Annotated in this window: 5 protein-coding genes and 1 pseudogene; 2 read left to right on the plus strand and 4 right to left on the minus strand. The window is 33.4% G+C overall.

Annotated features, from left to right (window positions below):
• Positions 1-3,988, minus strand: a pseudogene (locus tag ACFO3U_RS02600) (hypothetical protein); the annotation flags it as partial.
• A gap of 382 nt (positions 3,989-4,370) precedes the next feature.
• Between ACFO3U_RS02600 and ACFO3U_RS02605 the strand changes: the two are divergent.
• Together ACFO3U_RS02605 and ACFO3U_RS02610 are read left to right on the plus strand one after the other, a co-directional pair.
• Positions 4,371-5,960 (plus strand): peptide chain release factor 3, encoded by a 1,590-nt coding sequence (locus tag ACFO3U_RS02605; protein WP_379738158.1) that lies wholly within the window; start codon positions 4,371-4,373, stop codon positions 5,958-5,960.
• Between the two features lie 68 nt (positions 5,961-6,028).
• A complete protein-coding gene (locus tag ACFO3U_RS02610) occupies positions 6,029-6,229 on the plus strand; it encodes a hypothetical protein (RefSeq protein WP_379738160.1) in 201 nt (66 codons plus the stop codon).
• Between the two features lie 134 nt (positions 6,230-6,363).
• Here the strand turns inward: ACFO3U_RS02610 and ACFO3U_RS02615 are convergent, their stop codons facing one another.
• From ACFO3U_RS02615 to rpoC, 3 genes are all read right to left on the minus strand, one after another.
• The gene (locus ACFO3U_RS02615) at positions 6,364-10,509 is read right to left on the minus strand and encodes a T9SS sorting signal type C domain-containing protein (RefSeq protein WP_379738162.1); all 4,146 of its coding nucleotides are present in this window, start codon (positions 10,507-10,509) and stop codon (positions 6,364-6,366) included.
• A gap of 256 nt (positions 10,510-10,765) precedes the next feature.
• Complete coding sequence (locus tag ACFO3U_RS02620; RefSeq protein WP_379738164.1) at positions 10,766-11,077, minus strand: DUF3467 domain-containing protein; 312 nt, start codon at positions 11,075-11,077, stop codon at positions 10,766-10,768.
• A gap of 96 nt (positions 11,078-11,173) precedes the next feature.
• Complete coding sequence (gene rpoC, locus ACFO3U_RS02625; RefSeq protein ID WP_379738166.1) at positions 11,174-15,484, minus strand: DNA-directed RNA polymerase subunit beta'; 4,311 nt, start codon at positions 15,482-15,484, stop codon at positions 11,174-11,176.
• Between the last annotated feature and the right edge of the window lie 42 nt (positions 15,485-15,526).

Here is a 15,526-nt window from a genome sequence, read left to right on the forward strand (position 1 = left end):
CTGATATAGTTACTCCAGTTGAAGGTGAAACTGTATAGGTATAACTTGCATTATAATTTGTAATAGTAAAACTTCCTGTGGCTGTTGAACATGTTGGTTGAGTAATAGTTCCAACTGTTGGTGCTGATGGTGTAACTGGTTGTGCATTTACTGTAACACTCGCTGATGAAACTGAAGTACATGGTGATAACGTAGCTGTTACTGTATATGTTCCTGCTGGTGCTGTAACTGTGTTGCCAGAAATGGTTACTCCAGTTGAAGGTGAAACTGCATAGGTATAACTCGCATTATAATTTGTAATAGTAAAACTTCCTGTTGCTGTTGAACATGTTGGTTGTGTTACTGAACTTAATGTCGGTTGAACTGGTGTAAGTGGTTGTGCATTAATTACAACATTTGCTGATGCAACTGAAGTACATGGTGATAAAGTAGCTGTTACTGTATACGTTCCTGCTGGTGCTGTAACTGTGTTTCCTGATATAGTTACTCCAGTTGAAGGTGAAACTGTATAGGTATAACTTGCATTATAATTTGTAATAGTAAAACTTCCTGTGGCTGTTGAACATGTTGGTTGTGTTACTGTACTTAATATAGGTTGAACTGGTGTAAGTGGTTGTGCATTAATTACAACATTTGCTGATGAAACTGAAGTACATCCTACTGAATTAGTCACTGTAAACGTATAAGTTCCTGAAGCTAAGCCTGAAATCGTAGTACTTGATCCTGTTCCAGTTGTTGTTACTGCTCCTGGGTTTCTTGTGATAGTCCAACTTCCTGTTGGTAAACCGCTCAATACAACACTTCCTGTTGCTGTCGAACAGGTTGGTTGAGTAATAGTTCCAACTGTTGGTGCTGATGGTGTAACTGGTTGGGCATTTACTGTAACACTTGATGATGAAACTGAAGTACATGGTGATAAAGTAGCTGTTACTGTATAAGTTCCTGCTGGTGCTGTAACTGTATTTCCTGATATAGTTACTCCAGTTGAAGGTGAAACTGTATAGGTATAACTTGCATTATAATTTGTAATAGTAAAACTTCCTGTGGCTGTTGAACATGTTGGTTGTGTTACTGTACTTAATATAGGTTGTGCTGGTGTAACTGGTTGTGCATTTACTGTAACACTCGCTGATGCAACTGAAGTACATGGTGACAACGTAGCTGTTACTGTATACGTTCCTGTTGGTGCTGTAACTGTGTTTCCTGATATAGTTACTCCAGTTGAAGGTGAAACTGCATAGGTATAACTTGCATTATAATTGGTAATAGTAAAACTTCCTGTTGCTGTTGAACAAGTAGGTTGTGTTACTGAACTTAATGTCGGTTGAACTGGTGTGACTGGTTGTGCATTTACTGTAACACTTGCTGATGCAACTGAAGTACATCCTACTGAATTTGTTACTGTAAACGTATAAGTTCCTGCAGCTAATCCTGATATAGTTGTACTTGACCCAGTTCCTGTTGTTGTAACTCCTCCTGGGTTTCTTGTAATTGTCCAACTTCCTGTTGGTAAACCACTCAAGACAACACTTCCTGTTGCCGTCGAACATGTTGGTTGTGTAATAGTTCCAACAGTTGGTGCAGATGGTGTAACTGGTTGTGCATTTACTGTAACACTTGATGATGCATTAGAAATACATGCTCCTAATATAGCAATTACAGTATAGTTGCCAGCTGGTGCAGTTATAGTATTACCAGATATAGTAACTCCAGTTGAAGGACTTACAGAATATGTATAACTCGCATTGTAATTCGTAATAGTAAAACTTCCTGTAGATGTTGAACAAGTAGGTTGTGTTACTGAACTTAATGTCGGTTGTGCTGGTGTAACTGGTTGTGTATTTACAGTTCTAGGTACAGAAGCTGAAGAAGTACACGAACCAAAAGTAGAAGTAACAGTATATGTTCCTGCTGGTGCTGTAATTGTATTACCTGATATTGTGACTCCTGTTGAAGGACTCACTGTGTAAGTAAAAGAAGCATTATAATTGGTTATTGTAAAACTTCCAGTGGCTGTTGAACATGTTGGTTGAGTAACAGCACTTAAAGTTGGAACTGAGCCACAAGGTGTTGGGGTAACAGTAGAAGAATTATTACTACCATCAGGATCAGTTTGACCACCATCTATAGTTGCTGTGTTGGAATAAGTACCTGTTGCGTTTACAGTCGCAGTTATGAATAATGTAGCTGATGATCCGCTATTTAAATTTCCAATTGTCCAAACACCTGTACCACTATTATATTGACCAAAAGGAGCTGAAGACACAAAAGTATAACCTGTAGGTAATACATCTGTAACCGTTACACCAGTTGCATTTGTTGGTCCGTTATTAGTTGCTGTAATTGTAAAAGTTACATTACTACCAACGGCAGGTGTAGCATTACTGACTGTTTTAACAACTCTTAGATCAGTACAATTAGAAGATACAGTGATGGCAGTTGTTGATGAAGTAACTCCCCAACCATATGTATTTATCGTTCTAACATTTCCATAATCATTACACTGCAAGCCATCTGTATCATTTCCTCCTACATTTGGAGCAGGAATTGTTTGTCCAAAATTACCGTTACCACTCCAAGCATGAGCAGGAGAAATTGTTCCAACATTGGTATTAAGTAATCCTCCTCCTGTAGTATTATTACTTGCAGAAGAACTATTACAAGTCAACCCTACATTTAATAATAAGAAATCATCCCAAAACATTGTTGCGTTAGCAATTGCCACTGGTGCAATAATTGCCACTCGTAGTCCGTTTTTATTTAACTCCGCATCGTATAAAGGAACATTAAATCTACCTTTTAAGTAAGTTAGAGTTAAGCTGAAATTTATATTATTAGCGATTGGATTACCATTACCATCATTACCATCCCAATTTACTGAATTATTACCTGCTGGTAAGTCAAAATATTCTAAAATTCTATCAGAAGAAAAAGGTTGATATCCTGCAGTACCATTCAAATCAACTAAAATTTTAACATCTCCAGGTTCAGCAATATTAAAATGCAATTGATAAGGATTACATCCTGTAATTGCTGGTGTTAAAAAGGTAGGTAAACCTGGAATATTGCCAATTGGAAAAACATTTGGATCTGGAACACTGACAAATACTTTGTATCCATTAACCAAACTTGGAGCGACAGCATCATTTCTTGATCTTCTGTCTATTAAATAAACTCCTGTGTTTGATACACCATAACTATTTACTGCAACATTAAAAGCAATAGGTTGAAAACCAGGTTCAAATTCTACTTTAATTAAAACTTGATCATTAGTGTATGCGTATAATTCTGGTTCAGCAGTTGCATCTAAAGCCACTGTAAAATTCGAATCTGCAGCAGCAAAACCCCATTTAGTAGAATACACCCTTCCGCTTTGTTTGGCTTGAGTTCCATTATTTCTTGCCACGGTCAAATCAAATAGAGCTCCAAAAGCTCTTCCACTTCCAGATGAAGTCAATGCTGTATTTCCACCGTCATTACTTCTATAAAATTCAATCCAATGTTCCCCATTAACATCTGGATTAAATGATAAAGGAGTGTAACCTGTTGTAACACCTCCTATATTGGGACCTATAACAGCTCTATTATAAGTATCTATAGAACCTGTTGAGCCTAACGTAGAATTCCAAAGGCCAGATGCAGCTAAACTACCATCAGGCCTATAAATTCTGTAATAAAGATTATTTACCCTTGAAGGAGTTCCAGTATTTTGATATTCTCTAAAATCAAATCCAAAATATAAATTTTCTGTATTATTATTTCTAATATGAAATTTTAATCTATTATCTACTGGAGCATTAAGATATGGTCCAGATAATAAATCTGGAGCTACTAATATACCTGTAATATTTGTTGAATTTGGAGATACTGAAGGTGTACCTTCCGCTAATACTATATTAGAAATTAACAAAGTCATTAGTATAGCTAACAACTTTACACACTTAATTCCATAGTAAAAAAACAAGTTTTGGGGCTCGTTGTTTTTCATAGATTTGGGATTTATGATATTTTCATAAAAACAGTATACGTAATTTTATACTATTTAGATGTCTATTTTTATTAATAAATTAGTATAAAAGCAAAGTAGGCATTTACATTCTATACTATTTTTTTTCAATCTACAATACACATATGTACTGTAAATTAGTTATATATACATGCAAATATATAAAATATGTTAATAAACTAACAAAACAGTGTTAAAAAACAAGCTTTTAGCGATTAAAGGCAGAATAGTTCGATAAAATACATCTTTCACAAGACTTTTTAGTCAGAAAAATGTATTGGGAATATAAAATACATTAACAATAAAGTAATTAGTATGATTGTATTACCATACATTTTAATAAATTTGCAACTTTAATAGAACTATGAGTTTAGAAAAAGAAATTTTAAAAAGAAGAACATTTGGAATTATTTCACATCCAGATGCAGGTAAAACTACATTAACAGAAAAACTACTGTTATTTGGAGGAGCTATACAAGAGGCTGGAGCTGTAAAAAACAATAAAATAAAAAAAGGAGCTACATCCGATTTTATGGAAATTGAAAGACAAAGAGGAATCTCTGTAGCTACTTCTGTTTTAGCATTTATATACAAAGACAAAAAAATAAACATACTTGATACTCCAGGTCACAAAGATTTCGCTGAAGACACTTTTAGAACTTTAACGGCTGTTGATAGTGTTATTGTTGTTATCGACGTAGCAAAAGGAGTTGAGGAACAAACAGAGAAATTAGTTGAAGTTTGTAGAATGCGAAAAATTCCTATAATCGTTTTCATAAACAAACTTGACCGTGAAGGAAAAGATGCTTTTGATTTACTAGATGAAGTAGAGCAAAAATTAAAACTGACTGTTACTCCTTTAAGTTTTCCAATTGGAATGGGGTATGATTTTAAAGGAATTTATAATATTTGGGAAAAGAACATTAATCTCTTTTCTGGAGACAGTAGAAAGAATATTGAAGATACAATTGCAATTTCAGATTTAAGCAGTCCAGAATTAGACACTTTAATTGGTTCAAAACCTGCAGAAAAATTACGTGAGGAAATTGAATTGACAAGTGAAGTATATCCAGAATTCAATAGAGAAGATTATTTGAAAGGAGACTTACAACCTGTTTTCTTTGGTTCTGCTTTAAATAATTTTGGGGTTAGAGAATTATTAGATTGCTTTATTGAAATTGCACCTTCACCTCGACCAAAAGAATCAGACACAAGATTGGTAAACCCAAGTGAGAAAACTTTGAGTGGATTTGTTTTTAAGATTCATGCTAATATGGACCCAAAACACAGAGATAGATTGGCTTTTATCAAAATTGTTTCTGGAACTTTTGAAAGAAACAAAGCTTATCATCACATGAGGTTGAAAAAGAATTTAAAATTTTCTAGTCCAAATGCTTTTTTTGCTGAAAAGAAAGAAATTGTTGACATTTCTTATGCAGGTGATATTGTAGGATTACATGACACTGGCAACTTTAAAATTGGAGATACTTTAACAGAAGGTGAATTGATGAATTTTAAAGGAATCCCAAGTTTTTCTCCAGAACATTTTAGATATATAAACAATGCTGATCCACTTAAATCAAAACAATTAGAAAAAGGAATTGATCAATTGATGGATGAAGGTGTTGCCCAATTATTTACCTTAGACATGAATGGAAGAAAAATAATTGGAACTGTTGGTGCTTTACAATACGAAGTTATTCAATACAGATTGGAACATGAATACGGAGCAAAATGTACTTATGAAAACTTTCCTGCTTATAAAGCATGTTGGGTTAAACCAACAGACCCAAAAAACGAAGAATTTGCCGAATTTAGAAGAATAAAACAAAAATTCTTAGCAACAGACAAATACGGAAAAATGGTTTTCTTAGCTGATTCTGAGTTCTCTATACAGATGACAAAGCAAAAATACCCAACCGTTCATCTATATTATACGTCAGAAATCGATTAACAATTATTTAAAACACTTTTTTTTTAATTCTTAGTAATTTTTGTTTATATTAGCTTAAAATTACGATTATGACACAGAAAATTACGAAGATTTTTGTATCAATATTTATGTTGATTACAAGTATAGCTAGCAACGCTCAAATTGTTGATCCACCAGGTGATGGTGATCCACCAGCAGCTCCAATTAACAACTATTTAATTGTTTTGGTATTTGTGGGTATTTATTTTGCTTACAAAATTTTAAACAAGAATATAGTAAAGACTAAATAAAGTAAATTACAAAATATAACACAAAAGCACTCTTTTAATTTGAAGAGTGCTTTTTTTTTAACTTTTACTTATTGCAAACAAAAAACCCTATTAAATTATAATAGGGTTTTGTTTTTATATCTTAAAAACTATACTTAGTTTACAATTTTCTTAGATATTACTTTGTTATCAACTGAACCAATCTGAAGAATTAATACTTGATTCGTTGTGTTAATTTTATCAAGAACTAATGAATTAGCATTAACATTTAATTGAGAAAACAAAAGTCTACCTCTTACGTCATATACTTTTACATTATCAATAATTGTTTGACCTGCATTAATAGTAATTCCAGCTTCATTAGTATAAACTACAACTGAATTTTCATTAAAATTAGGTAACTCAGTCGCTAAAGGTGCAGCATAAACTATTTCAAAACGAGAATCAAATTGACCAGCATCAGAAACAAATGTATATGGTGAACCTTTGATATCATGTGTAATATTCAATAAATTATCTCTTAAATAAATATCTTGAGTATCAAACAATCCATCAACATGATTCATAGAAATAGTATATTGACCGGCTGTCTGTGCTATTAATCCAAGTGGAACAATATCTGATGCAGTAAAAGGCAATGCTCTACTTTGAATCACATATTTTGAATTGTTAATAGTAGAATAAATCACACTATTTGATTGTCCAAATAATTTAGCATCTAAAGATGAATCTATAGTATTTGTTGCTCCTTCAATATAACCCACTAAAATTTGATTATGACTGTATTGTGGACTTGTTAAATCCAACCACATTCTATGTTTTTCAAGAGTTGTTGTTTGGTTAGCAGATTTAAAAAACTGACCGTTACTTGCAGACAAACGCATTGAGTTATTAAATTCAGCAGTTCCATTTACATCAACTTCAATAACAAAACCTTGACCCACTTGAATTATACCATCTGGTTCTTCACCACCAGCTGCAGAAGCAACTCCTCCTGCTCCATTATGAGTAGCATAATTACTAGTCGCATAAGTACCAGTTACTGGATTAGACGCAATAGTATGTGTCCAAAAATGTATAGTGTTCATCCCTAAAGTAGATGAGTTATTTGTATTAAGTAAAAAAGAAGTAGCACTAATTGGAGATGTGTAAGGGTTACCCAATAAATTAAATCCATCAACAACAGTAGTTGTAACATCTCCATTATTTGGTACACCTTTAAATTCTCCAGGATAAGCTGCTGGAGTTGTGGATGACCAATTATTTGGAGTACGAATTAAAATTCCCTTTCCAGCTGTAAAGTCTGTTGTACTTGGCACAATAGACACATAAGCATTTGAAGAAGCATCATAATCATAAAAACGATTTGGCAAAGTTGCTGGTGAAAAAGCTAATGCATTTTGTCCACTAACTGGAGATGACCAAGCTGTATAATCTAAACGAAGAGCATTTGCACTATTTCGTCTAACAGTAATTTGACCTGTATTAGCCACATTATTAAATTGTCTTAAAATGGCATTGTTCTCTATCACAACTGCTGCAGAAGTTAAGTTATTGACTAACTCGTCTTGAATTTCAATTGTTGTATCAGAATTAATAGTTAAAGAACCTGAGTTAAGAGTAACCGTTTTAGCATTAAAAGCACCATTTGTTGAAGTTGAATAAACTCCTTCGATGATTGCATCCATAGTAGAATCTGGACCAACTGTATTTGTCCATGATGTTCCATCCCAAGTAACCGAACTATAACCAGTAGTTACATCAATTACATTGCTATTATCTGAAGTTGTTTGACCAACAGCTCTAACTCTATAATAATATGTTGTGCCTTGTGTTAAGCCTGTTACATTGTATGAAGTAACATTACCAACATTTAAGTCTTCATATCCAGAAACAAAATTCGGAACAACAGTATTTGAATTTATTTGAATATCATCAATATAAATTGTTGCTCCTGTTCTTTTAATTTGAATTAAAGTTGGAGAGTTTGTATTTATGTCAACAGATATTTGAACTTTAGATGTGTTCAAACCTGTATAAGGAGAATTTGATGTTGGAATCCAATTCATTCCTCCGTCAATTGAATAATTAACTTGAATGGCTCCACTAGAAGTACTTGAAGTAACCCAAAAATTTATTGAAGAAATACCATTGTCGAATGATGGAGAAATTAATTGAGAACCCGTAGCACTTTGCAACTGAGCTGATTTACTACCAGAATTAACACCTGTAGTTCCAGCTAAAACATTTTCCACCTGCCAATCTCCTGTAGATAATGATACCGTAGCAGTTTGATATCCACCTGATAATCCAGTCTCAAAACTTTCTACTATTGAAGTAGTATTTGTAATTTCAAAATTAGAAGAAACACTTACATCTAAACGATAACTAGTAGCATCAGTAACAGCCTCCCAATTTGCTGTAAATGAAGAAGGAGTAATATCAGAAGCGGCAGTTGCGTTAGGATTTCCTAAAACATTAACCGTTAAAACACCACTATTTCCAGAACTCCAAATACCAGTTGTTCCTCCATAAATATAAGTAGAACTTCCTGATTTTAGAAAACGCGAAGCATAGTAATATGTTCCTGGAGCTAAATTAGATCCAATTGTAGCTTGATACTCATCATTATTGTTTGATTGAACATTAAATGTGGCAGAAGTCCAAGTCCAAGTTGCATCTGGAGTTGAGTCTGTGCTTGAATATCCTATTTCTGCAGTAATTCCAGCACCTTGACCAGCTGCTTCAGTAACTCCTGGTTCATACACTTGTGCATAAACTGTTACTGCATTTCCTTCTGTAATAGTTGCTGTTGTTGGAAATTGAACATTGGCAAAATCAACAACATCTGCATTTACATTTAAAGTTACATTATCATTATTCCAATTTCCATTAGAACCTCCATACACATAAGGACCAGTTCCTATTTGAAAACGAACTGCGTAATAATATGTACCAATTGGTAAACCCGTTAAAGTTGCTTGATATTCATCATCGTTTCCAAATTCAGCATTAAAAGTAGCAGGAATCCAAGTAAAAACAGGATTTGATGGATCAACATCTGTTGAACTATAACCAATCCATGCCAATAAATTAGATTGTTCTCCGCTTAATGTAGTTAAACCTGGTTCATATGCTCTAGCATAAACAGTTAGATTTGTACCTTCAAGAATAGATTGTGTTGTGTTTGGAAATTGAACAACTGCATAATCCACTAATTGTGCTGCTAAAGTAGTTTCACTAGCTGATGTTCCAAAAACAGTTTCAACATTTGCACCATTTCTAGCTTTTGCTTGAAAAGTATAAAGAGTAGAAGTTGACAAACCCGTAATCGTAGTGGTTGCCCAAGTAGCAGCCGTTTGCCAAACCTCTGATGCACCTAATGTACCATTTGCCTGAACATATTGACCTCCTGTTTCTTGAATAGCATATTCTGTAATTGCTGGATTACTATTTTCTGTAGTAGCATTTAAAGTAACATCAAGAGTAGTTTGTAGAGGGTTACTCAACGTTAAAACACCTGGTGTAGCAGCTAAGGTATAAAATGTCATGTCTGAACCATTGGTTGGTGTGCCACTAACTGTACCCACTGCTCTGTAATGGTATTGTGTATTTAAACTTAGTGAATTAATTGAGGCTGAAATACTAGTTGCAGTTGTTCCAGTCACTGATGAAGGTGTAGCTGAAACTGTACTTCCGTAAGAAGTGGTTGTACCGTATTCGAAAGTAGCATCGGTATTTAAACCATTTGCATTGATTGAGCCATTTAAATTAGCGGAATCTGTACCAATTAAAGTAGATGCTGTAGAAATAACTGTAGGACCTGGTAGGGTATAAGTTACTTTTATGCCTGATAATCTTGCTTGGGTGTTTGTAGTATTTGCATTTCTAATTTTCAAACTAGTTGATACATTAAGACCACTTAATGAATATGTAGTCCCAGACAAAGACATAGCTGGATTACTTGCTGTTATACTAGCACTACCGATTGTATATCTTAAAGTTGGAGTATATGTTGAACTTATAGCATATATTTCAACAGAATTAATTATTACACCATTACTAGGTAATAAGGTAATTGAGCATCCATTATATGGGGAAGCATTGCTGTAATACAGCCTTAATTCTGAACTAAATAAAGGAGCATTTGACGAGGTGTTCTTTTCTGTAGTATAAGAGATATTAGAGTCAATTGTTCCTGAAGTACCAGCAAAAGTGTGTGTGACTTGTCCATTAATTACACCTGTACAAGCAAAAACAAAGAGAAAAATTAAAACTGTTTTAAGTAATTGTAATTTCATATAAAAATATTTTATGTTTTCAACAAAAAGCTATAATTCACTGAAAATGAATTAACTTTTGAGGATGCAATATTACAATTTAAAATGAGAAAACAAAATGTTAAACAACTAAATTTACATGCTAAACGTTACAATCCCAGTAAAATAACATCAAAAATGATTTCATAACACTAAGGTAGATTTAATTTAAAATATACTTAACAAAAAAAAGACTCGTCAATTTCTTGAGGAGTCTTTTATAAAATATTTTTCAATATTATGCCTGTCCTGTTGGACCAAAATTTAGAGGTATTTGTGGTGCATCACCTTCTTTTATTTCTCCATGAACTGCTTCAAATCTATGGATATTTTCACCTAATGCTTTTAATAATCTTTTGGCATGTTGTGGTGTTAAAACAATTCTTGATTTTACCTTTGCTTTTGGAACTCCAGGCATCATTGTTACGAAATCTACTACAAATTCTGTATTCGAATGATTGATTATTGCCAAGTTAGAATAAATTCCTTCTGCGATTTTTTCATCTAATTCTATATTGATTTGGTTTTGTTGTTGGTTATTGTCATTCATGATAGTATATATTTTAAATTATTTTAGTAAACAAAAAACCATGAGTTAATCAAATGATTTATACTCATGGTTTTTATTCTTATTTATAACTATTTTTTAATAATTATAAGCTTCTTTTGAAGCAACCATTTCATTGTATTCTTCATTAGAACCTACAATCATATCGTCATAATCTCTCATACCTGTTCCTGCTGGAATTCTGTGTCCAACAATTACATTTTCTTTAAGACCTTCTAATGTATCTACTTTACCTGCAACTGCAGCTTCATTTAATACTTTAGTTGTCTCTTGGAAAGAAGCAGCTGATATAAACGATTTAGTTTGTAACGATGCTCTAGTAATACCTTGAAGTACTGGTGTAGCAGTTGCCGGAACAACATCTCTAGCCTCAACTAAGTTTTTGTCATTACGTTTTAACAACGAATTTTCATCTCTTAATTGTCTAGCTGTAATAATTTGACCAGCTTTTAAGTTCTCAGAATCACCTGCATCTTCAACAAACTTCATTCCGTATAATTTATCATTTTCGTAGATAAAGTCACTTGTATGAACTAATTGATCTTCTAACATTAATGTGTCTCCTGGATCTTCAATTCTTACTTTACGCATCATTTGACGAATTACTACCTCAAAGTGCTTATCGTTAATTTTCACCCCTTGAAGACGGTATACTTCTTGAATTTCATTAACCAAATACTGTTGAACAGCAGCTGGTCCTTGGATTCTTAAAATATCCTCTGGAGTAATAGCTCCATCAGAAAGAGATGTTCCTGCTTTCACAAAGTCATTCTCTTGAACTAAGATTTGGTTAGAAAGTTTAACTAAATATTTCTTCACTTCACCAAACTTAGATTCAATAGCGATTTCTCTATTTCCTCTTTTGATTTTACCGAATGTAACAACACCATCAATCTCAGAAACCACAGCTGGGTTTGAAGGATTACGAGCTTCTAACAACTCTGTAATTCTTGGTAAACCTCCTGTAATATCACTTGATTTAGAAGAACGACGAGGAATTTTCACAAGAATTTTTCCTGCTTTAATTTTCTCTCCGTTATCTACCATAAGGTGAGCTCCAACTGGTAAGTTATAAGAACGAACTAACTCTCCATCTTTACCATAAATTAATAAAGTAGGGATTAATTTTTTACTTCTTGAATCAGAAATTACTTTTTCTTGGAAACCTGTTTGCTCATCGACTTCAACCATGAACGAGTGTCCTTGCTCGATGTCTTCGTATTCAACTTTTCCAGTAAATTCTGAAATAATAACTCCATTATATGGATCCCATTTACAAATCACAGCTCCTTTATCCACAACTTCTCCATCTTTTACATAGATAGTTGATCCATAAGGAATATTGTGAGTATTTAATAAGATTCCTGTTTTTGGTTCAATTAATTTAAGCTCTGTAGAACGAGAAATTACAATATCAATTGAATTTCCTTCAGCATCTTCACCTTTTACAGTTTTCAAATCATCTATTTCTAAACGACCAGCAAACTTAGTTGTGATACTTGATTCTTCAGAAAGTCCTCCAGCAACTCCACCAACGTGGAATGTACGAAGTGTTAACTGTGTACCAGGCTCCCCAATTGACTGAGCAGCTACAACACCAACAGCTTCACCTTTTTGAGTCATGTTACCAGTTGCTAAGTTTCTTCCGTAACATTTAGCACAGATTCCTTTTTTAGCTTCACAAGTTAATGGTGAACGTACTTCAACTTTTTCAATTGGTGACTCTTCAATTTTCTTCACATGAGAAGCAACAATTTCTTCACCTGCATGAACGATAACATCTGTAGTTAAAGGATCAATTACATCTTGTAATGCAACACGTCCTAAAATTCTATCACCTAAAGTTTCAACAATTTCTTCATTTTTCTTTAAAGCAGCTACTTCAATTCCTCTTAAAGTTCCACAATCAACAGAATTAACAATAACATCTTGAGATACATCGTGTAATCTACGAGTTAAGTAACCTGCATCGGCCGTTTTAAGGGCAGTATCCGCAAGACCTTTACGTGCACCGTGAGTAGAAATAAAGTACTCAAGAATCGAAAGACCTTCCTTAAAGTTAGAAAGAATTGGGTTTTCAATAATTTCACCACCACCAGCTGTTGATTTTTTAGGCTTAGCCATCAAACCACGCATACCAGTTAACTGACGAATTTGTTCTTTAGAACCCCTTGCTCCAGAATCAAGCATCATATACACTGAGTTGAAACCTTGTTGGTCTTCTCTAATGTTTTTCATAGCTAACTCTGTTAATTGAGCATTTGCTGAAGTCCAGATATCAATAACTTGGTTGTAACGTTCGTTATTAGTAATAAGACCCATGTTATAATTAGCTGAAATTCCATCAACTTGAACACGAGCATCAGCAATTAACTGACCTTTTTGTTCTGGAATTCTAATATCACCTAATGAAAAAGATAAACCTCCTCTAAATGCGAATTTATATCCCATGTTTTTGATATTATCCAAAAATGCTGCTGTTACTGGAACATTTGTAGCATTAAGAATTTTACCAATAATATCTCTCAATGATTTTTTAGTTAAAACCTCATTGATATATCCAGCTGCTTCAGGTACTACTTCATTAAATAATACTCTACCAGCAGTTGTTTGAATAATTTTATAAACTAATTCTCCAGCTTCATTAAAGTCTTTTGCTCTAATTTTAACTCTTGCATTTAAGTCTAATCGCTCTTCGTTTAATGCAATATTTACTTCTTCTGCAGAATAGAAAGTCAATCCTTCTCCTTTGATTTTTACCTCTGGAGTTGACAAACGTTCTTTTGTCATATAATACAAACCAAGTACCATGTCTTGAGAAGGTACCGTAATAGGTGCTCCATTCGCAGGATTTAAGATATTATGAGAAGCCAACATTAATAATTGACATTCTAAAATAGCTTCTGGTCCAAGTGGTAAGTGAACAGCCATTTGGTCACCATCAAAATCGGCATTGAAGGCAGTACACACTAATGGGTGTAATTGAATTGCTTTTCCTTCAATTAATTTTGGTTGGAATGCTTGAATACCCAATCTGTGTAATGTAGGAGCACGGTTAAGCATAACTGGATGTCCTTTAATTACATTTTCTAAGATATCCCAAACAACTGGTTCTTTTTTATCTATAATTTTCTTAGCAGATTTTACTGTTTTAACAATACCTCTTTCTATCAATTTACGGATAACAAATGGTTTGTATAATTCAGCTGCCATATCTTTTGGCAATCCACATTCAAATAATTTTAATTCTGGTCCAACAACAATTACCGAACGAGCAGAGTAATCCACACGTTTACCCAATAAGTTTTGACGGAAACGACCTTGTTTACCTTTTAATGAATCAGATAATGATTTTAATGGTCTGTTTGATTCTGTTTTAACTGCAGAAGCTTTACGTGTGTTATCAAATAATGAATCTACTGATTCTTGTAACATACGTTTTTCGTTTCTTAAGATAACTTCAGGAGCTTTGATTTCCATCAATCTTTTTAAACGATTGTTACGGATGATTACTCTTCTGTATAAATCATTTAAATCTGAAGTTGCAAAACGACCACCATCAAGAGGCACAAGAGGACGTAATTCTGGTGGAATAACCGGAATTGCTTTTAAGATCATCCATTCTGGGTGATTTTCTCTATTATTATTTGATTCTCTAAATGCTTCAACGATAACAAGACGTTTTAATGCTTCTGTTTTACGTTGTTTAGACGTTTCTGTATTAGCAGCATGTCTTAATTCGTAAGATAAAGTTTCTAAGTCAATACGAGCTAATAAGTCCATAATACATTCAGCACCCATTTTAGCGATGAATTTATTTGGATCATTATCATCAAGATATTGATTTTCCATTGGAAGTGTATCTAAAATATTTAAATACTCTTCTTCAGTTAAGAAATCTAATCTTTTTAATTCATCACCTTCTGGACCTTTAGCGATACCTGCTTGAATAACTACATATCTTTCGTAGTAGATAATCATATCTAATTTCTTAGATGGTAAACCTAAAATATATCCTATTTTATTTGGTAATGAACGGAAATACCAGATATGAGCAATTGGCACAACAAGATTGATGTGTCCTACTCTATCTCTACGTACTTTCTTTTCAGTAACTTCTACACCACAACGGTCACATACGATACCTTTGTAGCGAATTCTTTTATATTTTCCACAAGCACACTCATAATCTTTAACTGGACCGAAAATACGTTCACAGAAAAGACCATCTCTTTCTGGTTTGTGTGTACGATAGTTGATGGTTTCTGGTTTTAAAACCTCACCTCTTGATTCAGCCAAAATTGATTCTGGAGAAGCAAGACCTATCGAGATTTTATTAAATCTCTTGATTGGATTATTTTTGTTGTCTCTATTTCTATTGTTCATCATAGTCGTAACATTTAAAAAGTGTTCAGTGTTCAGTATACAGTG

The organism is Flavobacterium ponti, from assembly GCF_042652765.1.
Taxonomy (GTDB): domain Bacteria; phylum Bacteroidota; class Bacteroidia; order Flavobacteriales; family Flavobacteriaceae; genus Flavobacterium; species Flavobacterium ponti.

Excerpts from the sequence above, each read along its gene's own strand:
- ACFO3U_RS02605 (WP_379738158.1), top strand. The coding sequence starts at position 4,371 with ATGAGTTTAGAAAAAGAAATTTTAAAAAGAAGAACATTTGGAATTATT.
- ACFO3U_RS02610 (WP_379738160.1), top strand. The coding sequence starts at position 6,029 with ATGACACAGAAAATTACGAAGATTTTTGTATCAATATTTATGTTGATT.
- ACFO3U_RS02615 (WP_379738162.1), bottom strand. The coding sequence starts at position 10,509 with ATGAAATTACAATTACTTAAAACAGTTTTAATTTTTCTCTTTGTTTTT.
- ACFO3U_RS02620 (WP_379738164.1), bottom strand. The coding sequence starts at position 11,077 with ATGAATGACAATAACCAACAACAAAACCAAATCAATATAGAATTAGAT.
- rpoC (WP_379738166.1), bottom strand. The coding sequence starts at position 15,484 with ATGATGAACAATAGAAATAGAGACAACAAAAATAATCCAATCAAGAGA.